Here is a 24,107-nt window from a genome sequence, read left to right as displayed (position 1 = left end):
CGCCGCCGGACCGTGATGGGGACAGAACGGAAACAGAACCTGCAAAATGAGGATGGTTTTTTGCAGAACGGCCCCGTAAGGGGCTGATTTTTCAGCATATTTTTGGATAATGGTAGCCCGTAGGGGAATCGAACCCCTCTTTCCAGGTTGAAAACCTGGCGTCCTAACCGATAGACGAACGGGCCGCGCGAGGTAGCGGTCTATTAAGCAACCCGTTCTTGAAGGGCAAGCGGATTCTTCCGCCATTTTTGAACATGTCACTGCGGCATCTCCGCGATATTATCTGCATTAACTATTGCTTCTGGCAGCATCTTCGAGGCGAAGCTGTACACGCTCTCGACCCTGCCAGTGATTGATCTCGATGTGGCCTACGACGTGGAAACGCTCGCCCGATCCCGAGGACAAGGTGACACCCATCGGGGACGCGGCGGCTGAAAATGCGATAGCGTCGAGCGAGGTGCCTCCGGCATCCTTCAACGTCAGTTTCAAGTGGCCATCGCCGACGGGACGAGCATGGGCAACGGTGACGTCCGGCACGGCGAAACGCGGGTTTGGCGAACCCGACCCGAAAGGACCGGCGCGCTCGATAGAGCGGATCAGATCGCCTGTTGCAGCTGGCGCCATAATCAAGCCGTCGAGAGTGAGGTCTTCAACTCCACGCTGACCTGAGCCCTGACGCTCCAGCAGATCCGACAGGCGCGCCATCGCATCATCGAGCTTGTCACGCGTCACCGTGAGCCCGGCGGCCATTCGATGCCCGCCTCCTTTGAGAAGCAGTCCTTCTGCAGCAAGGGTCTGTATGGCGGCACCCAGATCAACCCCGGTGATCGAGCGGCCCGATCCCTTTCCCACATCGCCATCGAACCCGATCACGATCGAGGGGCGATGCGTCGCCTCCTTGACGCGCGAGGCGACGATGCCGACGACGCCGGGGTGCCATCCATCGCCTGCGGCCCAGGCGAGTGGTGCGTCTGTGCTCAGTGCCTCCAGCTGGGCCATGGCGGCCTCGCGAACCTGTGCCTCGATTTCCCGCCGCTCATCGTTCAGGGAGTCGAGGCGCTGGGCGAGAGCAGCAGCTTCGTGAACGTCCTGCGTCGAGAGAAGGCGGGCGCCAAGATCCGCCGCTCCCACCCGTCCGCCGGCGTTGATCCGCGGCCCGAGGACATAGCCGAGGTGATAGGGACTCGGCGCGGCTTCGAGCCGCGCGACATCGCTCAAGGCGACAAGCCCTGGCCGCGTCCGCCGCGCCATCACGGTTAGCCCCTGGCGGACAAAGGCGCGGTTCACTCCGATCAGGGGCGCGACATCGGCCACCGTCGCCAGCGCGACGAGATCGAGTGAGGTCAGAAGATCGGGTGTTTTGTCGCCCCTGGCCCGGAGGTGTCGATTGGCCTCGACAAGAGAGAGGAACACCACTGCCGCGGCACAGAGATGGGCCAGTTCGCCGTCTTCATCCTGCCGGTTCGGGTTTACGACTGCGAGTGCGTCGGGGAGCGTTTCGCCGCCCAAGTGATGGTCCAGCACGATGACGTCCGCAGGGGCGCCGGCCGCGATTGCATCATGGGATAAGGTTCCGCAGTCGACACAGATGATCAGGTCGTGCACAGCACCGAGTTCGGTCATTGCGGGCACGTTTGGACCATAGCCCTCATCGATACGGTCGGGGACGTAGAGCGTCGGGCGCAGCCCGAAAAAGCCGAACCAATCGGACAGCAGGGCTGCAGACGTTCCGCCGTCGACGTCGTAGTCCGCAAAGACGGCAATCCGTTCCTTTCGGATTGCTGCGCGGACCAGGCGCTGGGCCGCGATATCCATATCCTTGAGCTTCCGCGGATCGGGCAGCAGATCGCGCAGGGCGGGGGAGAGGTAGGCCTCGGCCTCGTGCGGGGCGACCCCCTGCCGCGCGAGGATCATCCCGATCGCGCGATCAAGGCCGGTTTCCTGGCAGATCGCATCAGCCGCCCGTTCCCGGGCCGCATCGGGGCCGATCCAGCGGCGGCCGCTGAGGGAGTGGTCGACCCCGAGGAAGTTCACGTCGGGTTGCGATAGGTCATCCGACGAACGGATCCTGTTTTTGACCGCATCAGGATCGTCTCGGCTGTCAGATATCCGACTTCCCGTTTGATGCCGGGCAGAAGCGAGCCGTCCGTGACCCCGGTCGCTGCAAAGATGACGTCTTCGGTCACCATGTCATCGCGGGTATAGACCCGGTTGAGGTTGCTGATCCCGGCCTTTTCGGCACGCGCCTTTTCGTCACCGTTGCGGAACATCAGCTGGCCGTAGATCTGGCCGCCCATGCATTTGAGCGCGGCGGCGGCGAGAACGCCCTCTGGCGCCCCCCCGGATCCCATATACATGTCCACGCCCGTGCGCGTCGCCTCGGCGCAATGCATGACGCCGGCGACGTCGCCATCGGTGATGAGCCGTATTGCCGCCCCGGTTGAGCGAATTTCTTTGATCATCTCTTCGTGGCGGGGCCGTTCGAGAACGCAGACCGTGATGTCTTCGGTCGAGCATCCTTTCGCAGCAGCCAATGCCGAAACGCGTTCGGCGGGCGACATATCGAGTGTCACGACCCCCTGGCGATAACCGGGGCCGATCGCGAGTTTGTCCATGTAGACGTCTGGCGCGTGCAAGAGCGATCCGCGCGGGCCCATGGCGATGACCGCCAGGGCGTTCGGCATGTCCTTGGCCGTCAGGGTCGTGCCTTCCAGCGGGTCGAGCGCGATGTCGACGGCGGGACCCTCTCCCGTCCCGACTTCCTCGCCGATATAGAGCATCGGCGCCTCGTCCCGTTCGCCTTCACCAATGACGACGACGCCTTGAATATCCAGCTTATTCAGTTGGGTCCGCATCCCGTCGACGGCGGCCTGATCCGCCGCCTTCTCATCGCCCCGGCCGATTAGGCGGGCCGAGGCCATCGCGGCGGCTTCCGACACCCTCGCCAAGCCAAGCGAGAGCATTCGGTCATAGAATTCTACGCTGGTCGTCATGGCAAGTTCTCCTTCAAAAATGATCAGACAGCTTCGATCCTGAGGGCGACAGGATCGCCTTGCATGACGCCAGTTCCGGCCATCGCATCAAGCGCCTCGTCGAGGGCTATGCGCGTCGTCCTGTGAGTGACGATCAGGACCGGCGCGAGCGCTTCTTCATGATCCATCTGGCGCATCCGGTCGATCGAGATGCCAGCGTCGCCCAGCACGGTCGCGATCTTGGCCAAGGCGCCTGGCTTATCGATCAGGGTCATCCGCAGGTAGTAGGGGGCGGGGACGGAACTCATCGCGGAGCGGACCTTGCGCAGGGCGATCGCCGGTTGCCCGAAGGTCGAAAGGCGGGTGCCGCGAGCGATGTCCATCACATCGGAGAGAACGGCGCTAGCAGTCGGGCCTTCACCAGCACCGGCGCCGCGCAGGACGATCTGGCCCGAGGCGTCGCCTTCGATGACCACCATGTTGGTCGCGCCCTGCAGCTGGCCCAGCGGTGATCCTGCGGGCACCAGGCAGGGCGACATCCGCTGGACGAGGCCGCGGCCGGTCATCTGGGCCACGCCCAGGAGCTTGATGCGAAAGCCCATATCCGCCGCGTGCCGGATATCCTCGATTGCGACCCGTTCGATTCCCTCGATGGCGAGACCATCAAAATTCGGCTGTGTTCCGAAGGCGATAGCTGCGAGAAGGGCGAGCTTGTGTCCGGCATCGATGCCGCCGACATCAAGCGTCGGGTCGGCCTCGAGATAGCCCAGGCTTTCTGCCTCGGCGAAGACTTCCTCGTAGGGGAGGCCGGCCTGCTCCATCCGGGTCAGAATATAGTTGCAGGTGCCGTTCATGACGCCGAGCACCCGCTTGATCTCGTTCCCGGCAAGCCCTTCTGTCAGCGCCTTTACACACGGGATACCGCCCGCCACCGCCGCCTCAAACCGCAGAACGGCGCCTGCCGCCTCGGCCGCCTCGGCCAGGGCCTGACCGTGAAGCGCGAGCATCGCCTTGTTTGCGGTCACCACGTCCTTGCCGGCGAGAAGCGCCTTCTCGGCGGCTTGCTTCGCTGGCCCCGCATCGCCACCGATAAGTTCGACCAGAACATCGACATCGTCCCGGCTCGCGAGGTCGACCAGATCATCCTCCCACGCATAGTCGCCGAGGGGTATGCCCCGGTCTTTCTCCTTGCTGCGCGCCGAAACGGCCGTGATCTCAACGGGTCGCCCGGCGCGCTGCGCCAGCATCTCGGCATGGGTCTGGATGATTCTGACGACGCCCGTCCCGACCGTTCCCAATCCTGCAATGCCGAGCCTGAGTGGGTTGGTCATGAGGGTATCCCGAAGCGTCCAGTGGTTCGGGACGCTGTTAGCTTAGACCCCACGCTGCTGCAACGTGATGGACTGGAGCATGCGGCGACGCAGGCGCGGTTCGATCACCGGTGCGCGGAGACGCGCCGCCCTGGCGCGTAAGGCGTCCGCCCGGGCCTCAAGCGACGCGGTCGGGTCGAAGCCGGTCTGGTCTGCCTGCGCCAGCAACTGGTCCAGCGGGGCGAGCGTCGGATAGGGGGCTGTGAGTGAGGCGTCGTCGAGCCGTGCGTCAAGCTCGGGAAACTGGGTGCAGGCAGCGAGGATGAGGGGAATGAGGAGGGTCGCTCGCACGTGGGTCGGATCCTTGCCATCGCTTTCGCGAGATTAGGCTTGCACCAAAGCCGGGGCAAGGGCACCTTGGATTTGAACGAGCGTTCAATTAGAGGGCGAGATGGGGCGCAAGGCGGGTTCCCATTCCGAGATCACAGGCCCGAAAGTACGTGAGGCGGCACTGCGGCTGATCGCGCGCCACGGCTTTGCGGCCGTCTCCATGCGGCAGATCGCGGCCGAGGTGGGGATCCAGGCCGGGGCGCTTTATAATTACACGCCTGATAAGCAGAGCCTTCTGTTCGATCTCATGCGCTCTCACATGGAAGAGCTTCTGGAGTCCCGCGTGACCTCGGCGGGCGGCGGCTCCGCCCTTGAGCGGCTTGAGGAGTTCACCCGGTTCCACATCCGGTTTCATCTGCCACGGGGGCAGCAGGTCTTTGTCTCCTATATGGAATTGCGCAACCTGGAGCCCGAGAACTTTCAGGAGGTCGAGCGGTTGCGGCGCCTCTACGAAGACGAGCTTGAGGGGATCCTGCGGCAGGGCGTGGAGGAAGGAGCGTTTGCGGTTGCGGACACCAAGATCACCACGCTAGCGCTGATCGCGATGCTGACCGGGATCAGCAACTGGTATCGGGAGGGTGGGCGTTTGTCGGTCGGGCGGATCGAGGAGCTTTATTGGGCGATGGTGCGCAATATGGTGGCCGTGTTACCGATCGAAGGCGCGGAACTGCCCACCTCGGTTCTGGCGGCGCGCGCGTCGTGACACAACCTGTCCTGATGATTCTACGCCCGTCGCCGCCACGCCGATACTTGGCTTACGGATGCCTGCTGTTTCTTGGTGTCCTGCTGGTTTATCTGGCGTTTGTTGGAGCTTCAGGGCTTGGTCACCGGACCCTTCTTGTCGCCTTTGGTGTCGGAGCACTTGTCACCGCGGAGGCTTTGCGTCGAGCAACGTCGAAAGCCATCGTGCTTACTAACGAGTGTCTGGAAGAAGAAGGGACGGGCCGGGTCATCGCACAACTGGATGAGATTGAGCGCGTCGATCGCGGGTTATTCGCGTTCAAGCCATCAAATGGCTTCTCGATCCGTCTGACCAAGCCACGCTCGCGTGCTTGGGTGCTTGGTCTTTGGTGGCGTAGCGGACGCCATGTGGGGATCGGGGGTGTTACACCAAAACCAGCCGCGACCGCGATGGCAGAGATGATCGCCGCGCGGCTACCTAAACGCTAGATATTGTCCGTACCGTCACCGTCGGTACCATCATTGTTGGTCGTGCATTCGTCGTAGCATATTTCCGTCGCGCGTCTTGGATTGACCCGAATGAACTGTGTCAGTTCAAAGTCTGTGATTGTCTGACTGAAACCAAGGATATCGAATTGAATGATCGGGCGATAATCGGTCGCAGTTTGAACGACGATAACGGTATTCGTATCATCCAGGATCGGCAGCTCTTCTTCGATAAGTGGAATATCAGCCTCTGTCAGTCGACTGGCGCCGGAGCCGCGTGCCTCCGACCATTCGAGAACATAATCAGTGCCGTCGAAAGAAAAGCTGGACACCACCAACTGGGGCTCGGCGGTAGTCCGTGTAAGCAGTCGCAGGAGATCATGCATGCCGGTCAGGAACTCCGGGCTTATAGCAACATTTTCTCGGCTGATGATATCCGCAATCGTTTCGGCAGCTTGTCTGTCAATTGTTTTAAGACGAAAACTGTCAAACCAGATGAAGCAAACGAGAAAAGCCCAAGCGAGTATGGGGAAAAGGATAGCAACCTCTACAGATACTCCGCCGTCTTCATTATCACGAAACTTTGAAATGTCATATTTCATACTTACGAAGCTCCGTTGGTAGTATTCGGAATAGGTTCCACTGCAAAGGCGGAGGTTGAGACAAGCGCGTACATGTCAGGGGTATTTGGTTGCTTGGGTATTGGGTTTGCGAAAAAGCCAGTTGTTGGAAAGACCGGGTCGAATATCGCACATACCCGGACAACCATCAGTTCATTCGACGCAGGTGGTCCATAAGGTACGACTGGCATTGGGCTGCCGGAATCTCGATCAACGCAGTCTACAGTCCTGCCCTGGAAATCAGATAGCTGCGTCCCAACATCTTCTGGATCCAACCTAGTAAGTTGAACCCTTACAGAGTTTTGACAATTCGGGATCATGAAGCTGCTCGCACAGACCAGATCACGAAGTATGTCTGATGTTAAGCCATCTTCAATGTCAAGTCCTACGAGATTAAGACGGATCGCGCGAACCGAAATATCCGTCCCGCGCTCCAAAGCGACATGTCGCATTGAATAAAGCCCAACTTCAACGGCTGCCAAGAATAGAAGAATTACTGGTGGAAAGAGAATGGCAAACTCAATTGTCGAGCTGCCATTTTCCTGTTTGCGGAAATGACGGAAGTGCCGCCAAATCGCGTGATTTGATCTTGCAAAAGCTACCATCATTCAGTCAACCGGAGTTCAGCGATGTTTTTCGCAATTTTTTCAAACACAGTGACCAATTCTTGGAGGTTAGCGTCACTAACGTTCTGAAAACGATCATTTGTGTTCGCACCAGCGGTGCCCCAGACACATTCCTCGATCAGGTTACGCGCGGTCGAGCCAGAGCTCATGTTTAGGGTGACGCCATACACTTCAATCCCTTCATCGCGGGCGAGGGAACAAAGCTTCCTCAGATTGGCGTTTCCAACGCTATTGATGGTGCTGCTAACGCCATTTCCGTGCGGCTGGCGATAAACGTCCCATTCATTCTGGGTGAAGTATGTCCTGTCATTGTTGTTATTTCGTTTGTCCCAGATATCCTGGTAGATATCGACAAAGTCTGGAGCCTCCCAGCGATCAAACACGTCGAGCCATGTAAGCCGTTCGAGCTGGCGCGTTGGTGTCAGGGGATCCGTTATGTCAACAGGGTAGAGGATGTCCCAGTCATCCCTCTTCTCCCACTCGTCGAAGTCTTCCTGAGTTATAGTCTGGCCATTGTGGCCACTTTCCCCGACGACCATCATGTCCACGAGGTAGTTTTCGTTCCAGCGGTAGTTCCGGCCTTGGTTGTTGTTCCGCAGATAGTCCCAAGCGATACGCGCGTAGTCGGTATCTGGCCACGGCATAACTCGCTCTTCACTGACCCAGTACCAGACATCCTGCGTATCGTCGTAAGTGCCGGTTGCAATGTGGTTGGCGCTTTGGACTGGGTCACGGAATTCGCCACCGCGAAGTAAGATGGAGGCCCTGTTGCTATCTTCGTCATAGAAGAAGTTAGACATCGTCCCGTCTTGCCGCATCTCGTCGCGGAGCGATGGCTTGCGGTTCATCTTCCCATCCGTCATGATCACGAAGACCTTACGGGTCGTCCCCCCAATCCGGCTGTAATCATAAGGCCTATCGCTGACGATGTTATCGAGCGATGCGGCGATTGCCGGCCGTGCGGCTGGATCCAGAAGCGCTAGCCCCCACTTTGCTCCGATATCGATGCCTGTGGCGCCATCAGCCTGGAGCGTATCGATATAGTCGAGCAACACATCCGCATCTGTCTCAAGCGGCATGATGGCATTGAGCTCGGTTGTTATCGGGTTCCCGTTTGCATCGGTGCCCGGAGCAATGGGATTTCCGTTTGCATCAACCAGGGACCGATTGCAGAGCGGACCCACGATCCGTTGCTCTGCATTGTTGTAGTCGGGGTGGTCTTCGTATCCACGCTCCCGCGAGTCGACATGCGCCATCTGCTCGATGCTCTCGCTCGGGCTTAGCGCAAGAGTGCCCATCTGCCCTCCCCCACCGTTCGTGCCATAGGTGAAATTTACGCACTGCGACGTAGAATGATCTCTGGTGACGTTGAACGCCGCGAAAAGGTTGTCTGGAAGAACCACCTGAGCGTTGTAAGGAATGATCGAGATCGACGTAATCGCCGCGTCTGACGCACTCTGTGGTTCGGGAATAGCCGTTTCCACGAAAACTCTTGCTGCTTCACGCATGGCGCCAATACGTCCGCAATGATCTGGTTCGCCAATCGCGTTGTCATTGCTCGGCCGCTCGGAGAGCCCGGAACATCCATCAAGATAGCTCGAGTCTCCGGTTACCGTAGGCGCGTTAGTCGTCGAATTGTCATCCATCGAACCCGAGACGTCGAGGACGAGCGAGACTTCGACATTCATGGCGCTTTCCGTTGCCGTCGCAGCGGAACCGGCCGCCACCTGATCGATGCCAACGAGACGGATGAGCAGGGTATCAAGTTCTACCCGACCTTTGACCGAGACGGTTCTTTCACCCCTTGCAAGCTGTTCATCGCTTGGAACCTTGATGTCTGAGTCTTTGACGCGATACCTTTGGTCTTCGATTTCGAGGAAGTCCTCGATGACTTGTCTCTGATCCAAGCTTTGCTGCTTATCGGCGGCTGCGAGCACCGCTCGGTCAATAGTCCCTTGAAGAGCAACACGTTCAGACTCAAGACGCATGTAATCCACGGCAAGGCCGCCAACCATCAACATTAGTAGCAGCAGAAAGAGACTAAAGACGGTCATATTGCCGTCTTCATCGCGGCGGAAGGAAGTCAAAGCGCGGCCGATCGCGGTCGCGGACGCACCCGCACGGAGCGCTTGGGCCGTGGATGAAACAATCGTCATTTTTCTACCTTTCAGCCGCAGGAATGCCGGACAGACGACTCACCCCGAGCAGAGGGGGTCGCGACACTTAGACTTGTTCAAACACCCGTGGCTAAATTTTGGCGAAACAAGGCAAAAATCGGGCAGAGACTTTGCGGAAGGGGGACAGTCGGCCTGTTCGCAAGCCGTTGTCCGGTAAGAGGAAACAGTTTTGGCGATATCTCGCGTCAGACGGGAGGGCGACTCGCTGAAGTGGACCTTACCGGGGTCCCGTTAACTAACCCTTAAAGACGAAAAAAGATTCCACGCGACAGCACCGGCGCCCGGTCTTAGGCTGCGCCGCGAGAACAGCCTAGACTAGACAAGGACCAAGGCGATGACGACGACTGCCCCCCCGACCGAGCCGAGCTTTCGCGACAGTGTGGATATCATGGTCGGGCGCGCGATGGCGCTGATGGATCTGCCGCCCGGGCTGGGCCAGAAGATCCGGGTCTGCAACGCGACCTACACGGTGCGCTTCGGGGTGCGCCTGCGCGGACGGCTGGAGACGTTTACCGGGTACCGATCCGTCCATTCCGAGCATATGGAGCCGGTCAAGGGCGGCATCCGCTTCTCTCTCGCCGTCAATCAGAACGAGGTTGAGGCGCTGGCATCGCTCATGACCTACAAATGCGCGTTGGTCGAGACGCCGTTCGGAGGGTCCAAGGGCGGCCTTTGTATTGACCCGCGCGAGTGGGACGAGCGGGAGATGGAGCTGATCACCCGCCGCTTCGCCTACGAGCTGGCCAAGCGCGACCTGATCCACCCCAGCCAGAACGTGCCCGCCCCCGATATGGGCACTGGCGAGCGCGAGATGGCGTGGATCGTCGACCAGTACCGGCGCATGAACACGACCGACATCAATGCCAGTGCCTGCGTCACCGGCAAGCCGCTGAATGCCGGAGGGATCGCAGGCCGGGTGGAGGCTACGGGGCGCGGGGTGCAATACGCGCTGCAGGAGTTCTTTCGCAATCCGGAGGACGTCGCGAAGGCCAACCTGAGCGGCAGCCTGGACGGAAAGCGCGTGATCGTCCAAGGGCTTGGCAATGTGGGCTACCATGCCGCGAAGTTCCTGAGCGAAGAGGACGGCGCCAAGGTCATCGCGGTCATCGAACGGGACGGCGCGCTTTATGACGAGGCCGGGCTGAACCTGGACGCCATCCGCGACTGGGTCGGTCGGGAAGGCGGCGTGAAGGGCTTTTCGGACCTGCACTATATCGAGGACGGGGCCACGCTGCTTGAGGCGGAGTGCGATATCCTGATCCCGGCGGCCCTGGAGAGCGTTATTCACAAGGGGAATGCGGCGCGGATCAAGGCGCCGTTGATCATCGAGGCGGCGAATGGCCCGGTTACCGCGGGGGCCGACGAGATCCTGCGGGAGAAGGGCACGGTCATCATTCCTGACCTCTATGCCAATGCGGGCGGTGTGACGGTGAGCTATTTCGAGTGGGTCAAGAACCTCTCTCACATCCGGTTCGGTCGGATGCAGCGCCGGGCGGAGGAGACGCGACACCACATGCTGGTCAAGGAACTGGAGCGGTTGAGCGCGGATACCGGCATCGGCTGGCAACTGAGCGACGGCTTCAAGGACAAGTATTTGAAGGGCGCCGGCGAGTTGGAGCTGGTGCGGTCCGGCCTCGATGACACGATGCGGGGCGCCTACCAGGCGATGCGGTCGGTCTGGTGGTCGCGCAACGATGTCGATGATCTGCGTACGGCCGGGTACCTCGTTGCGATCGACAAGGTGGCGGCGAGCTACCAGTCGAAGGGCCTCTGAGCGCCTTCTTTGTGAACTGGATCCTAACGGGATGCGCGGCGGTATCTGCCCATAGCAACGCGAATCGGGTGTTAAAGCCTACCTAGGCAGTAAAAACAGCGTGCGGCTTTCCGTCGGCCTTTTGTCGGACTTCTGTCGGACATCGAGGCCCGGTTTGCACCAGTAACGGAGCGTGCGGTGGGGAGGCTGCGCAACAGATTGAGGCCAAATTTGGAAACAATAAGCCCCATGGAGCTTATTGGTGAATTCCATTTCTGGTTCTGCGCCGCCTTATCCTGGTTGACGATGCGCCGGCAGGTGCCGTCTGTTGAGCGCATCGAAGGCACGTTCGGGCGATTTTGTATGAGACGGATTCTCAGCGGGACATTTTTGCTCTGCATCGGCGCAGCACAATCCGCGGCCGCGCAGTACTGCCATGACCTCTGGTTTTCGCGGAACGCGATGTGGAATGATGTGGGCTATTGCTTCTCGTCCCCGCTGGGGCAGGCGGTGTTCGACAATTCCGATTGTACGACAGAGGCGCCGGTTCTGTCGGAGCTGAATACGCGGATCGTGGCACGGATCGTCGAGGTGGAAGACGCGTTCGCGTGCGAGGTGGATACATCCGCGACCTCTTTGGACGACGCGCAGATTTTTTCGCTTGAGTATCGCCGGGCGGTCACATCGCAGCCGGTGCTGGGGCGGTCGGAGTTCACCGAATGGTCCTGTGATCGGTTTCAGCAGCCGCGCCGTCCCGTCCTGGCCGCCCCCGAGGCGGAGGCCGAGATCCTGGGCTGGATCGAGACGGGCGATGGCTTCAGCGTAAACCATGATACTTGGGACGGATGGGACTTCGTGACGGTGACCGAGGTCAGCGATGAGCCCTGGCAGGGCGTCCCGAAGGCGGCCGGCTGGGTCTGGCTGGCGGACCTGCCCGAGGTCGAGGACTACACGGAGATTTGCCTTTTCATGGCCGGGTGAGGGTTGGCGCAAAGCGACCGGGCGATGTCGCGGGGCGATTGTCTCTGCCAAGACCCCGTGGTTAGGGTCGGCGCGAACGGAGGGCCCTGATGCGCTATTCGGGTTGGCGGGTATTCACGGAAGGCTTGCGCGGGCAGCGCGGGTGGCAGCCCGTCTGGCGCGATCCGGAGCCGAAGGGCGGGTATGAGGTCGTTATCATCGGTGGCGGCGGGCACGGGTTGGCCACCGCTTACTACCTCGCGCGCGAACACGGCATTCGGAACGTCGCTGTGCTGGAGAAGGGCTATCTCGGCGGCGGGAATGTCGGCCGGAACACCACGATCGTGCGGGCGAATTACTTTCTGCCCGGCAATTCCGAGTTCTATTCCCATTCGCTGAAGCTGTGGGAGGGGCTCGAGGGCGAGCTGAACTACAACGTGATGCATTCGCAGCGGGGGCTGATCAACCTGTTCCATTCGGACGGGCAGCGGGATGCCTTTGCCCGGCGCGGCAATGCGATGATCAATCAGGGGGACGATGCGATCCTCTTGGACCGGGAGGGGGTGCGGGAGAAGCTGCCCTATCTCGATTTCGATCAGGGGCGGTTCCCGATCTATGGCGGGCTCTACCATCCGCGCGGCGGCACGGCGCGGCACGACGCGGTGGCCTGGGGCTATGCGCGGGGGGCGGATGCGCTGGGCGTCGATCTGATCCAGAACTGCGAGGTGACGGGGATCGAGGTTAAGGACGGGCGCGTCACGGGGGTCGAGACGACGCGTGGCCGGATCGGCGCGGGCAAGGTCGGGATCGTGGTGGCGGGCCGGTCGTCCCAGGTCGCGGCGATGGCGGGGATGCGGCTGCCGATCGAGAGCCACGTCCTGCAGGCCTTCGTGACCGAGGGGCTGAAGCCCGTCATCGACCATGTGGTCAGCTTCGGGATGGGGCATTTCTATATCAGCCAGTCGGACAAGGGCGGCCTCGTCTTCGGCGGCGATCTGGATTTCTACGCGAGTTATGCGGCCCGGGGAAACCTGCCGATGGTCGAGCATGTGATGGAGGCCGGGATGACGCTGATGCCGATGATCGGCAAGGCGCGGGTACTGCGGTCGTGGGGCGGGATCATGGACATGACGCCCGACGGCTCGCCGATCATCGATCGGACGGGGATCGACGGGCTCTTTCTGAATTGCGGCTGGTGCTATGGCGGCTTCAAGGCGGTGCCGGGGTCGGGGAACGTGTTCGCCCATCTGATGGCCAAGGGCGCGCCGCATCCGGTCGCCGCGCGCTACCGGCTGGACAGATTTCGGGATGGTGTGGGGCTGATGGATGAGGAGGGGACAGGTGCCCAACATAACTTGCATTAGCGGATCGAAAGTCATTGCGGGGGCCGCGCTGGCCCTCGGCCTTGCGGCCTGCGAGCCGCAGCCGGCGGTCGTGGGATCGCAGGAACAAGGGATATTCCTGGCCACCATGGCGGCAGAAGAGATGCGCCCGGAGGTCGGCACGGAGATCGCCGATGGTCTGACGCTGAATGCCGTGACGGCGCAGCAGAACACGCTGGCGATGGAACTGGGCCTCGACCTCGCTGTCGGGTCGATGGGGGCGGGGCTGCGCAGCAACATCGCGAGCGAGGCGCAGCGGGCCTTCGCCGAAGGGTTCTGCGAGGATCCGGATACGCAGCTTTTCTTCGATTACGGAGCGCTGATGCGGGTGCGGATCGTGGGCAATGACCGCGCCGTGCTGAACGACTTCGTCATGAATTCGTGCGGGCGATGAGGATGCGCCTGGCCATCGGCATGATGGCAGCCCTCTGGTCCGGGGCGGTGGGCGCGATGCCTGAGGCAGGGTGCTATGCCCGGATCTATGGCGAGCGGCATCTGGCAGAGAACCCGGATCAGGTGGTGGCCGCGATGCGGTTGCGGCTGACACTTTTCGAAGAGAACCCAGATGCGGCGGGCGCCGATATCGAAGCGGTTTTTGCCAACCAAGGTCACGCCGCGGACGAAGAGCTCGGCGGTCAGGTCCTGTCGCAGTCGCTTTACTGCAAAGATCATCAGGGGTCGACGATGTGCATCGTGGATTGCGATGGCGGCACCTTTCGGATCCTTCGGCAGGAAGATGGTCTTCTGGATATTCTGACCAACCATTTGACGGTCGGGGAGATCGAGGGTTGCGGCGGATATTCCAACCTTGCCGAAGAGATCGGCGATCCGGTGGTCTATCGCCTCTATCGCGCCGAGAATGAGGCCTGCGAGGGGTTCAAGCATGATGAACGCTGAGCGAGTCGGGCAGAACAGGGCTGTCACCGGCGGCGCGCCGACGGTTGGACCGGTTCCGGGATGGCGTGGGGCTTATGGATGAGGAGGGGACAGGTGCGCAGCATAATTTGCATTAGTGCGCTCGCATTTGCCGTTCTTAGTAGGCCCGCAGTTTCCGAAGTGGATTTTCTCTTCAGCGAAGGCTGCTATGGAGAAGATCTCTTGGCTGATGAAACTGAGGTTCCTGCTAACCCAAGCATCGATGTGATGTTCGCGACAGATTATAACGGCCCACTTAGCGGTGTCTTCACATCGCAATTTGGGGAGACCGCACGATTCGACCAAACACACCGATTTCTAAATGAGCTCGATCCGTCATCACTTGATTTAGGCTTTGCTCCGTTACCGGGTGAAGTTCGGGCTGCATATGGCGAGTTGCTCCCAGGAGGCAGCTTCTACGAGATTCCCCTTCGTCTAACTTTTGAGCTCTATGAACCCGGAAGGGCATTCTCGGATGAGGGACAGGCGAGACGCTACTCCGCCGAGATGCTTTGCAGGCGCCCAGAGGCGGAGATGCCTTGCATTGTCCAGTGCGATGGCTTTGAGCTTGAAGCCTTTGCAAGATCTCGCAACGTGATCTACGAAATCTTTTATCCCGATATGAGACTGAGGCTTGAGATCAAACCATCGCAGGATCTGGGCATCGAGCCATTTGGATGCGGGGTTATTCGTGCCGCGATGAGCGGGGTAAGCGAAACGACAACCTATATGCTCCCTCCCCTCGACGATAACGCGTGCGAGGATCTTAGAAGATGAGGTTGACCTGCCCCCTTTGCGGTGAGCGTGACCGACGCGAGTTCTATTACGAAGGCATGGCTTTGGAGCGCCCGGAGGGGGACGATCCGGCGGCGTGGGAGGCTTATGTGCATCTGCGGGAGAACCCGGCGGGGCGGGTGCGGGACCTTTGGTATCACGAGGCGGGTTGCGGGGCGTGGCTGGTCGTGGAGCGGGATACGGTCTCCCACGAGATCACTGGCGTGGAGCTGGCGGGATGAGGCTCGACGGGCGGGGGCTGATCGATCGGAGCTTGCCTTTGAAGTTCCGCTTTGACGGGCGGGAGATTGCGGCGTTTCAGGGGGATACGGTGGCCTCGGCGCTGCTCGCGAGCGGGGTGCGGCTGGTCGGGCGGTCGTTCAAGTATCACCGGCCACGGGGGATCTATGGCGCGGGGTCGGAGGAGCCGAATGCTCTGGTGAGCGTAGGCCGCGGTGCTGCGCGGGAGCCGAATGTACGGGCGACGGTGCAGGAGGTGTTCAACGGGCTGGAGGTGTCGGCCCAGAATGCCTGGCCGTCGTTGCGCTGGGATATGATGAGCGTGAACGACGCGGTGGCTCCGATGCTGGCGGCGGGGTTCTATTACAAGACGTTCATGTGGCCGCGGGCCTTTTGGGAAAGGCTCTACGAGCCGGCGATCCGGCGGGCGGCGGGGCTGGGCGCGCTGTCGGGCGAGGCGGATCCGGACCGGTCGGAGACGGCGTTTGCGTTCTGCGATCTTCTGGTGATCGGCGGCGGGCCGGCGGGGCTGATGGCGGCCTTGGTGGCGGCCGAGGGCGGGGCGGACGTGATCCTCGCCGATGAGGACAGCCTGTTCGGTGGGCGCTTACTGGCCGAGACGGAAGAGGTGGACGGCAAGCCGGGGGCGGTTTGGGCGGCCGAAATGGTCGCGCGGCTGTCGGGGATGGAGAATGTGCGGCTGATGGCGCGCACGACCGTGACCGGGGCCTACGATCAGGGGACCTACGGCGCTTTGGAGCGGGTCGGACGGCACCGGGCGCGCGGGCTGAAGGATTGCTTCTGGCGGATCGCGGCGAAGCGGGCGGTGCTGTGTGCGGGCGCGCTGGAGCGGCAGATCGCGTTTCCGGGGAATGACCGGCCCGGGGTGATGAGCGCGGCGGCGGTCCGGGCTTACGTGAACCGCTGGGGCGTGGCGCCGGGGCAGCGGGTCGCCGTCTTTACCAACAACGACAGCGGGCACCGGACGGCGGCGGACCTGATGGAGGCGGGCGTTCGGGTGGCCGCGGTGATCGACGCGCGGGACGGTGGCTCGGAAAGCTGGGACGTGCCGGTCTATTACGGGGCGCGGGTCTGCGGGACCAAGGGGCGGCGCGGGATCGAACAGGTGATGGTCGAGACGCCATCGGGTGTGCGGGAGGTGCGGGGCGATTGCCTTGCCGTCTCGGGCGGGTGGAACCCGTCGGTTCATCTGACCTGCCATCTGGGCGCGCGGCCGGTCTGGGACGAGGGGATCGCGGCGTTCGTGCCGAAGGAAGGCGCGGTGCCCGGGATGCGGGTCGCGGGCGCAGCGGCGGGGGAGTTCTCGACCGCGGGCTGTCTGTCGGGAGGGGCGGAGGCGGCGCGAGGGGCTCTGGAGGATCTGGGGGTGAGCGCGCCGTCCGTCGCTTTGCCGAAGGCGGGTGACGGGGCTTATGAGATCGCGCCGCTCTGGGTGGTCGAGGGGAAGGGGCGCGCCTGGCTCGACCTGCAGAACGATGTGACGGTCAAGGATGTGCGGCTGGCGGCGCGGGAGAACTTCCGGTCGGTCGAGCATATGAAGCGGTACACAACGCAGGGCATGGCGCCGGATCAGGGCAAGGGGTCGAACGTGACGGCCCTTGCCGTGCTGGCGGATGCGACAGGGCGCGGGATCGCCGAGACGGGGACGACGACGTTCCGCCCGCCTTATGTCCCCGTGCCGATCGCGGCGCTGGGGGCGGGCGGGCGCGGCCATGGCTTCGCGCCGGAGCGGTTTACGACCTCGCATCAGGCGAGCGTCGCGCGCGGTGCGCCGATGATCGAGGCGGGGCTGTGGTTCCGGCCCTCCTACTTCCCGGCGCCCGGAGAGGAAATCTGGCAGCAAAGCTGCGACCGCGAGGTGCGGATGGTGCGCGAGGCGGTGGGCGTCTGCGATGTCACGACCCTGGGCAAGATCGATATTCAGGGGCCGGATGCGGGGGCGTTCCTCGACTTCGTCTATGGCAATGTGATGTCCACCCTGAAACCGGGCAAGGTTCGCTATGGCATCATGCTGCGCGAGGATGGGCACGTCATGGATGACGGCACCTGTGCTTGTCTGGGCGAGGGCCACTATCTGATGACGACCACCACCGCCGCGGCGGGGCAGGTGATGCGGCATCTGGACTTCGTCCGGCAGGTGCTGCGGCCCGGCTGGAACGTGCGGATCGCCTCGGTCACCGATCAGTGGGCGCAGTTTGCCGTGGCCGGGCCACGGGCGCGGGAGGTGCTGGAAAGCCTGATCGGAGAGGTCGATCTGCCGTTCATGGGCTGGGCGCCGGTTGAGGGCGTGGGCGGTCGGCTCTTCCGGATCTCGTTCTCGGGCGAGTTGGGATACGAGATCGCGGTTCCGGCGCGGTACGGGGAGTCGCTGTTCCGTCTGCTGGTGGCACAGGCCGAGACGCTGGGCGGCGGGGCCTACGGGATGGAGGCGTTGAACGTCCTGCGGATCGAGAAGGGGTTTCTGACCCATGCGGAGTTGCACGGGCGGACGACGGCCTTCGATCTGGGGCTCGGGCGGATGGTGTCGGACAAGAAGGATTGCATCGGGAAGACAATGGCCGCTCGGCCGGGGCTGAGCGGGCCGGAGCGGGAGCAGCTCGTGGGTTTGCGGCCGATGGCGCAGGACGGGCGGCTTTTGGCCGGGTCGCATCTGTTCGCCGAGCGGGCGGAGGCGGTGCGGAAGAATTCGCAGGGCTATCTGACGAGCGCGGGATATTCACCGACCTTCGGTCATGATCTGGCGTTGGGGTTCCTGCAAAACGGGCGGGCGCGGCACGGCGAGTTGGTGGAGATGGTCGATCATCTGCGGGACGAGCGGACGCTCTGCGAAGTGACGGGGCCGGTGTTTTACGATCCCGAGGGAGGGCGGATGCGTGGTTAGCCTGGTCGCGTCAGATCCGTTCGGAGGTGCCTTGCCGTGGCGGGAGGCCGGGGTGTCGGCCGAAGCGGTGGCGCCCGGGCCGGTAACGTGGATTGCGCCGTTCGACGGGCAGGAGGCCGCGGTCGGGACGGCGTTGGGGGCGCAATTGCCGGAGGCGGGGCGCGCCGTTGCGGTGGCGGACGGGCGGATCCTGTGGTTCGGGCGCGGACAGTGGCTGGTGATCGGAGCGCCGCTTGAGGTGGATCTAGAGGGCTTGGCGGCGGTGGCCGATCAGTCGGACGGGTGGGTGGCCTGCCGGGTTGGCGGGGCGAGCCATGTGGAGTTGTTGGCGCGGCTGGTGCCGGTGGACCTGCGGGTGAGCGCGTTTCCGGTGGGGGCCGTGGCCCGGACGATTGTGAAGCATACGAGCGGTCTGATTGCGCGGGTCGCCGAGGACGCGGTCGAGGTCTGGGTAATGCGGTCGTTCGCGCGCACCTTGGCCGGGGATCTGCGGGAGGCGGCGGACGGGTTGAGCCTGCGACGGGGGTAGATCTGGCCTCGCTTTGAAGAGATGTCCCGCCCGGCGGTAATGCCGGGCGCTGCCCTCATCGCATTTGATATGACCTCGACTCACGGAAGACGTGGGCTGATAAAGACAGGCATGAGTCTGCCCCCCGGATTTCTGGATGAATTGCGCAACCGGCTGAGCCTGGCTCAGGTCGTGGGGCGCAAGGTGGCCTGGGATCAGCGGAAGTCGAACCAGGGGAAGGGCGACTATTGGGCACCGTGTCCGTTCCATCAGGAGAAGACCGCTTCGTTTCACGTGCTGGATCGGGACGGCTATTATTATTGCTTCGGATGTCACGCGAAGGGGGACGTGTTCTCGTTCGTGAGAGAGACCGAGAATGTCGGCTTCATGGAGGCGGTAAAGATCCTTGCGGGGGAAGCGGGGATGGAGGTGCCGCAGGCCTCGCCCGAGGCGCAGGCCAAGGCGGATCGGCGGACGGAGCTGACCTCTGTCATGGAGGAGGCCGTGAAGTGGTTCCGCCTGCAGCTCAAGACTGGCGCGGCGGAGGAGGCGCGGCGGTATCTGGAGGGGCGGGGCTTCGATGAAGGCCGTCTGGAGCGGTGGGAGATCGGGTTCGCGCCCGAGCGGGGCGGGGCCTTTGCGGCGCTGACCGGTAAGGGAGTTGCGGCGCGGGACGTGATCGATGCCGGGATCGCGGCGGAGAGTGACCGGGGCGGCGATCCCTATGACCGGTTCCGGGACCGGATCATCTTTCCGATCCGGGACGCGCGCGGGCGGGCGATTGCGTTCGGGGGCCGCGCGATGGCGGCGGATGCACGGGCGAAGTATCTGAACTCGCCCGAGACGCTGCTCTTCGACAAGGGGCGGCAGCTTTATAACCAGCAGCGGGCGCGGGAGGCGGCGGGGAAGGGCCAGCCTTTGGTCGTGGCCGAAGGGTATATGGACGTGATCGCGCTGTCGGAGGCCGGGTTCAACGGGGCCGTGGCGCCGCTGGGAACGGCGATCACCGAGGATCAGCTGCAGTTGCTCTGGCGGATCGCTCCGGAGCCGATCATCGCCTTGGACGGGGATATGGCGGGGCTGCGGGCGGCGATGCGGCTTGTCGATGTGGCGCTGCCGATGCTGGAGGCCGGGCGGTCGCTGCGGTTCGCGCTGATGCCAGAAGGGCAGGATCCGGATGACCTGATCCGTGCGGGGCAGGCGGGGGAGGTGCGGCGGCTGCTCGACGGGGCGGTGCCGCTCTTGGATCTGCTGTGGCGGCGCGAGACGGAGGGGCGGAGTTTCGACAGCCCGGAGCGGAAGGCGGCGCTGGACCAGGCGTTGAAAGAGCGGGTCGGGACGATCAGGGATGCCTCGGTCCGGCGGTTCTATGAGGCGGAGATCCGGGACAGGACGTGGCAGTTTTTCCGCAAGCCGCGATCCGGTGGCTGGAAGGCGAAGACGGAGGAGACGGCGCGGCAGGCGACGAAGGCCTCGGCGCTTGTGGCGGCGGATGCGGAGGAGGCGCTGCGGGAAGCGGTGATCCTGGCGACGTTAACCATGCATCCAGATTTGCGGGATAGCTTTGAGGACGCGGTGGAGCGGATGGAGTGCAGCCGGCCGGATCACGGGGCGCTGCGCGACGCGATCCTGCGGGCGGAGGTTGGAGAGGACGGAACGTTGCGGGATGCCGTGGCGAAAGACATCGGCGAGCCCCTTGAACGGCTGCTGTCGCAGGGCCATCTGCGCGTGATGCCGTGGGCCGTCGCACCCGTGCGGGCGGAGGCTGCGGAAGCTTGTCTGGCCGAGGAGTTCGCCAAGCTCGAGGCGCGGCGCGGGCACAAGCGCGAGATCGAGGAGGCCGAGGCGGATATCAGCGCCGCGGATGACGGCGACGATGTGCTGACATGGCGGATTGTCCGGTCGAACCGCGATCTTGAGAAGGCGGGCAGCGGCGATGACGAGGACCGCACGGAATACGAGATCGGGCCAAACGGGGCGCGGATGAAGAAAGACGAGCGGTCGGCGTTCGACGCGCTGCTCAAGCAGATCGGACGGGAGGCTGGTGAGGGGTAGGTGTCTTGGTCCTATGGGTCGGTCCCCATATGCGGTGGGCCGGGAGAGAGTAACGTGACGTTCATGAGTGTTCAGGAGGTTCCGGGTAAGACCCGTGCAGTGTGAAGAGGTCCAAGTCCGACCCCGGGGTTGGTGGGGGCGATCTCTGGTCGACGTGAGCCGTTCAAAGCATCACTGCTGTATGAGGTGAGTGTGACATCGCCGAGCGCGTCGCCTGCGGGAGTGACCGGGTGCGGCCCGTCTTTCAGCCGGCGTGCAAGCGGACTTGAAGCACCGATATCCGGGAAAGCAGAGGCTTACATTGTGGCACGAGGCCACACGTTCTTATTTCGTGGGGCGATCGCCTTGCGAATCAGCTTTAGGGCAGGTTGATTCGTTCGAAATCGAATCAACGCGAATCGCCCCTTGGGAAATGGTCCGGCCGCGCTATCTGGCTGGGTATCAAGTGACAGGAGCCTTGGATGGCCGCGAAGGACACCGACGACAGCAAATCGGACAACGCTGACGCCGACATCTCGCTCGATATGAGCCAGACGGCGGTCAAGAAGATGATCGCCGAAGCGCGCGAGAAGGGATACATCACCTACGATCAGCTGAACCAGGTTCTGCCGCCGGATCAGGTGAATTCCGAACAGATCGAAGACGTGATGTCGATGCTCAGCGAGATGGGCATCAATATCATCGAGGACGAGGAGGCCGAGGAGGGCGAGGACCAGAAGGGGTCGACCGAGGTTGTCACGACGTCCAGCAACCGCGAAGTCGCCGTGTCGTCGGGCGAGCAGGAGAAGCTCGACCGGACGGACGACCCGGTGCGGATGTATCTGCGCGAAATGGGCTCGGTCGAGTTGTTGTCGCGCGAAGGCGAGATCGCGATCGCAAAGCGGATCGAGGCCGGTCGGAACACGATGATCCTGGGGCTCTGCGAGAGCCCGCTGACCTTCCAGGCGATCACGATCTGGCGCGACGAATTGCTGTCCGAAGACATTCTGCTGCGCGACGTCATCGATCTGGAGACCACGTTCGGCAACCAGATGGGCGAGGACGGCGAGGAGACGGTCGTCGATACCGCAGCTGCGTCGCCCAGCAGCGAGGAAAGCTCCGACGACGGGCCGGAGCTGGATGCCGACGGCAACCCCATCGCCAAGGACGATGACGACGACGAGGATGAGCAGGCGAACATGTCGCTTGCTGCCATGGAAGCCGCGCTGAAGCCGCAAGTGCTGGAGACGCTGGAGCGGATCGCCCAGGACTTCGCGATGCTGAGCGACATGCAGGACGCGCGGATCTCGGCCACGCTGAACAAGGATTCCTCGTTCTCGGACAAGGACGAGACGACCTATCAGACGCTGCGGTCCGAGATCGTGGAGCTGGTGAATTCCCTGCACCTTCACAACAACCGCATCGAGGCGCTGATCGACCAGCTTTACGGGATCAACCGGCGGATCATGTCGATCGATTCCAACATGGTGAAACTGGCGGACCAGGCGCGGATCAACCGGCGGGAATTCATCGATGAGTATCGCGGTCATGAGCTGGATCCCGGCTGGCTTGACCGGATGGGCGAAAAGTCGGGCCGCGGCTGGAAGGCGCTGATCGAGAAGTCGACGCCGAAGATCGAGGAACTGCGCAGTGATATGGCGCAGGTCGGCCAGTATATCGGTCTGGATATCAGCGAGTTCCGGCGGATCGTTCAGCAGGTCCAGAAGGGCGAGAAGGAAGCGCGTCAGGCCAAGAAGGAAATGGTTGAGGCGAACCTGCGGCTCGTGATCTCGATCGCGAAGAAATATACCAACCGGGGCCTGCAGTTCCTGGACCTCATCCAGGAGGGGAACATCGGCCTGATGAAGGCGGTCGACAAATTCGAGTATCGCCGGGGCTACAAGTTTTCGACCTATGCGACGTGGTGGATCCGGCAGGCGATTACCCGGTCGATCGCGGACCAGGCGCGGACGATCCGCATCCCGGTCCACATGATCGAGACGATCAACAAGCTGGTGCGGACCGGTCGCCAGATGCTGCACGAGATCGGCCGCGAGCCGACGCCGGAGGAGCTGGCCGAAAAGCTGCAGATGCCGCTGGAGAAGGTCCGCAAGGTGATGAAGATCGCCAAGGAGCCGATCAGCCTCGAGACGCCGATCGGCGACGAGGAAGACAGCCAGCTTGGCGATTTCATCGAGGACAAGAACGCCGTCCTGCCGCTCGACAGTGCCATTCAAGAAAACTTGAAGGAAACCACGACCCGAGTTCTGGCATCACTGACCCCACGGGAAGAGAGGGTTTTGCGGATGCGATTCGGGATCGGGATGAACACGGACCACACGCTGGAAGAGGTCGGCCAGCAGTTTTCGGTGACGCGCGAGCGGATCCGCCAGATCGAGGCGAAGGCGCTCAGGAAGCTCAAGCATCCGTCGCGGTCGCGCAAGCTGCGGTCGTTCCTGGATCAGTAACGATGTGGGGTGCGGCGATCATTCTTGGCGTGGGTCTGGGGACGACGGCGGCCGGGTATACGACGGATGAGGGGCGGACCTACGAGCTTGCCTGTAACAGCAGCGGCTACGTTCTGACGCCTGCCGATCCGGTGGTGCGTCTGGCCGAGCCAGGCGCCTTGCGCGCGCCGCTGGAGCCGTTCCAGACGCAGCCGATCTATCTGGGGCGCAGCTGCGACGCGTTCTCGGAAGTGCTGGGCGACGGCGAGTGGGGCTGGGCCGCCGGTGGCGTTCGGATCGATTTCGCCGACGAGGTGATCGGCTTCCCCCAGCAGGAGCTGAGCTGCCCGTCGCCGCGGTCCTACGAAGGGGTCTGCCGGTTCACGCGGCCGGTGTCGCGGTAGCCTCTGATGCGGCGGTTGGTCGGCTCAACCGCTTTTCTGTTTGCCTCGGCGTCTGGGGCGGTCGGCTGTCCGGCCGGGTCGGAGACGTTCCTGTCCTGCACGTTCGAAGGTGGCGCGAAGTACGTTGAGACATGTGTGCAGAGCGGCAGCGCCACGTATCGCTTCGGGCGGACAGGTCAGACACCGGACCTGGAGTTTTCCGAGCCGCTTGAGAGTGTCGGATACACGCCCTGGTCAGGTGCCGGTTGGACGGTTGGGGAGGATCTGAGCTTTCACAACGGCGATACGACCTACCGCGTTGCCGGACTTGCGTCCCGTGGACCGGTAGATGACGAGCAGGACTTGGCCGAACCAAGCGGTAGGCTGACTGTGGAGCAGGACGGCATCAACGTGGCTGTGCTGTCTTGCGATGCGGGGTCAGTCGATTTTCCGTGGTCGCAAGCGATCTATAACGCCAAGCAGGATGCGGGTCAGTGCTGGAATCATCCCGAACTGACTTGGTCCGACTGCGACATGAATTGATGCT

22 protein-coding genes and 1 tRNA gene are annotated in these 24,107 nt (G+C 62.6%); 15 read left to right on the top strand and 8 right to left on the bottom strand.

Annotation, left to right across the window (positions count from 1 at the left end; genetic code table 11):
• Positions 1 to 110 precede the first annotated feature (110 nt).
• From AADZ90_RS17570 to AADZ90_RS17550, 5 genes are all read right to left on the bottom strand, one after another.
• Positions 111 to 185, bottom strand: a tRNA-Glu gene (locus AADZ90_RS17570).
• Positions 186 to 288: 103 nt separating this feature from the next.
• Positions 289 to 2,034, bottom strand: a complete 1,746-nt coding sequence (gene recJ, locus AADZ90_RS17565) for a single-stranded-DNA-specific exonuclease RecJ (RefSeq protein ID WP_367311106.1) — start codon at positions 2,032 to 2,034, stop codon at positions 289 to 291.
• Positions 2,031 to 2,993 (bottom strand): class II fructose-bisphosphatase, encoded by a 963-nt coding sequence (gene glpX, locus AADZ90_RS17560; protein ID WP_367311107.1) that lies wholly within the window; start codon positions 2,991 to 2,993, stop codon positions 2,031 to 2,033. Before glpX ends, recJ begins: the two co-directional genes overlap by 4 nt.
• Before the next feature lie 23 nt (positions 2,994 to 3,016).
• A complete protein-coding gene (locus AADZ90_RS17555; RefSeq protein ID WP_367311108.1) occupies positions 3,017 to 4,303 on the bottom strand; it encodes a homoserine dehydrogenase in 1,287 nt (428 codons plus the stop codon).
• Between the two features lie 42 nt (positions 4,304 to 4,345).
• The gene (locus AADZ90_RS17550) at positions 4,346 to 4,633 is read right to left on the bottom strand and encodes a hypothetical protein (protein WP_367311109.1); all 288 of its coding nucleotides are present in this window, start codon (positions 4,631 to 4,633) and stop codon (positions 4,346 to 4,348) included.
• Between the two features lie 100 nt (positions 4,634 to 4,733).
• On the opposite strand from AADZ90_RS17550, the gene AADZ90_RS17545 reads away from it, so the two are divergent.
• A complete protein-coding gene (locus AADZ90_RS17545; RefSeq protein ID WP_367311110.1) occupies positions 4,734 to 5,375 on the top strand; it encodes a TetR/AcrR family transcriptional regulator in 642 nt (213 codons plus the stop codon).
• On the top strand, positions 5,372 to 5,842 hold the full coding sequence (locus AADZ90_RS17540) for a hypothetical protein (protein WP_367311111.1): 471 nt from the start codon (positions 5,372 to 5,374) through the stop codon (positions 5,840 to 5,842). Before AADZ90_RS17545 ends, AADZ90_RS17540 begins: the two co-directional genes overlap by 4 nt.
• Here the strand turns inward: AADZ90_RS17540 and AADZ90_RS17535 are convergent.
• From AADZ90_RS17535 to AADZ90_RS17525, 3 genes are read right to left on the bottom strand one after another with little or no spacing between them, the layout of a single operon-like run.
• The gene (locus AADZ90_RS17535) at positions 5,839 to 6,441 is read right to left on the bottom strand and encodes a TadE/TadG family type IV pilus assembly protein (protein WP_367311112.1); all 603 of its coding nucleotides are present in this window, start codon (positions 6,439 to 6,441) and stop codon (positions 5,839 to 5,841) included. The genes AADZ90_RS17540 and AADZ90_RS17535 overlap by 4 nt on opposite strands.
• Before the next feature lie 2 nt (positions 6,442 to 6,443).
• Positions 6,444 to 7,064 carry a TadE/TadG family type IV pilus assembly protein gene (locus AADZ90_RS17530; protein WP_411997079.1) on the bottom strand — a complete coding sequence of 207 codons (621 nt, stop codon included), beginning with the start codon at positions 7,062 to 7,064 and terminating at the stop codon, positions 6,444 to 6,446.
• On the bottom strand, positions 7,064 to 9,241 hold the full coding sequence (locus AADZ90_RS17525) for a Tad domain-containing protein (RefSeq protein WP_367311114.1): 2,178 nt from the start codon (positions 9,239 to 9,241) through the stop codon (positions 7,064 to 7,066). The genes AADZ90_RS17530 and AADZ90_RS17525 overlap by 1 nt, the downstream gene beginning before the upstream one ends.
• Positions 9,242 to 9,596: 355 nt before the next feature.
• On the opposite strand from AADZ90_RS17525, the gene AADZ90_RS17520 reads away from it, so the two are divergent.
• The 13 genes from AADZ90_RS17520 to AADZ90_RS17460 all read left to right on the top strand — a co-directional run bounded on the left by AADZ90_RS17520 (position 9,597) and on the right by AADZ90_RS17460 (position 24,103).
• Positions 9,597 to 11,036, top strand: a complete 1,440-nt coding sequence (locus tag AADZ90_RS17520) for a Glu/Leu/Phe/Val family dehydrogenase (RefSeq protein WP_367311115.1) — start codon at positions 9,597 to 9,599, stop codon at positions 11,034 to 11,036.
• Between the two features lie 342 nt (positions 11,037 to 11,378).
• Entirely contained in the window at positions 11,379 to 11,996 is a 618-nt protein-coding gene (locus tag AADZ90_RS17515) for a DUF4453 domain-containing protein (RefSeq protein ID WP_367311116.1), read from the top strand.
• An 89-nt stretch (positions 11,997 to 12,085) separates the two neighbouring features.
• A complete protein-coding gene (locus tag AADZ90_RS17510; RefSeq protein ID WP_367311117.1) occupies positions 12,086 to 13,339 on the top strand; it encodes a sarcosine oxidase subunit beta family protein in 1,254 nt (417 codons plus the stop codon).
• The gene (locus AADZ90_RS17505; RefSeq protein WP_367311118.1) at positions 13,317 to 13,751 is read left to right on the top strand and encodes a hypothetical protein; all 435 of its coding nucleotides are present in this window, start codon (positions 13,317 to 13,319) and stop codon (positions 13,749 to 13,751) included. Before AADZ90_RS17510 ends, AADZ90_RS17505 begins: the two co-directional genes overlap by 23 nt.
• A 2-nt stretch (positions 13,752 to 13,753) precedes the next feature.
• Entirely contained in the window at positions 13,754 to 14,254 is a 501-nt protein-coding gene (locus AADZ90_RS17500) for a hypothetical protein (protein ID WP_367311119.1), read from the top strand.
• Positions 14,255 to 14,413: 159 nt separating this feature from the next.
• Positions 14,414 to 15,049 carry a hypothetical protein gene (locus AADZ90_RS17495; RefSeq protein WP_411997078.1) on the top strand — a complete coding sequence of 212 codons (636 nt, stop codon included), beginning with the start codon at positions 14,414 to 14,416 and terminating at the stop codon, positions 15,047 to 15,049.
• The gene (locus AADZ90_RS17490; RefSeq protein ID WP_367311121.1) at positions 15,046 to 15,288 is read left to right on the top strand and encodes a sarcosine oxidase subunit delta; all 243 of its coding nucleotides are present in this window, start codon (positions 15,046 to 15,048) and stop codon (positions 15,286 to 15,288) included. The genes AADZ90_RS17495 and AADZ90_RS17490 overlap by 4 nt, the downstream gene beginning before the upstream one ends.
• A complete protein-coding gene (locus tag AADZ90_RS17485) occupies positions 15,285 to 18,188 on the top strand; it encodes a sarcosine oxidase subunit alpha family protein (RefSeq protein ID WP_367311122.1) in 2,904 nt (967 codons plus the stop codon). The genes AADZ90_RS17490 and AADZ90_RS17485 overlap by 4 nt, the downstream gene beginning before the upstream one ends.
• Positions 18,181 to 18,717, top strand: a complete 537-nt coding sequence (locus tag AADZ90_RS17480) for a sarcosine oxidase subunit gamma (protein ID WP_367311123.1) — start codon at positions 18,181 to 18,183, stop codon at positions 18,715 to 18,717. Before AADZ90_RS17485 ends, AADZ90_RS17480 begins: the two co-directional genes overlap by 8 nt.
• A 111-nt stretch (positions 18,718 to 18,828) precedes the next feature.
• Positions 18,829 to 20,751 carry a DNA primase gene (gene dnaG / locus AADZ90_RS17475; protein ID WP_367311124.1) on the top strand — a complete coding sequence of 641 codons (1,923 nt, stop codon included), beginning with the start codon at positions 18,829 to 18,831 and terminating at the stop codon, positions 20,749 to 20,751.
• A gap of 461 nt (positions 20,752 to 21,212) precedes the next feature.
• Positions 21,213 to 23,198 (top strand): RNA polymerase sigma factor RpoD, encoded by a 1,986-nt coding sequence (gene rpoD, locus AADZ90_RS17470; protein ID WP_367311125.1) that lies wholly within the window; start codon positions 21,213 to 21,215, stop codon positions 23,196 to 23,198.
• A 2-nt stretch (positions 23,199 to 23,200) separates the two neighbouring features.
• On the top strand, positions 23,201 to 23,581 hold the full coding sequence (locus AADZ90_RS17465; protein WP_367311126.1) for a hypothetical protein: 381 nt from the start codon (positions 23,201 to 23,203) through the stop codon (positions 23,579 to 23,581).
• Positions 23,582 to 23,587: 6 nt separating this feature from the next.
• Positions 23,588 to 24,103, top strand: coding sequence for a hypothetical protein (locus AADZ90_RS17460; RefSeq protein WP_367311127.1), 516 nt, complete (start codon positions 23,588 to 23,590; stop codon positions 24,101 to 24,103).
• Positions 24,104 to 24,107: the final 4 nt, after the last annotated feature.

Origin of the sequence: Aestuariibius violaceus, from assembly GCF_040779325.2 — a bacterium.
GTDB lineage: Bacteria > Pseudomonadota > Alphaproteobacteria > Rhodobacterales > Rhodobacteraceae > Aestuariibius > Aestuariibius violaceus.
The sequence above is the reverse complement of the archived record's forward strand: the minus strand, read 5'-3'. Positions and strand labels throughout refer to the sequence as shown.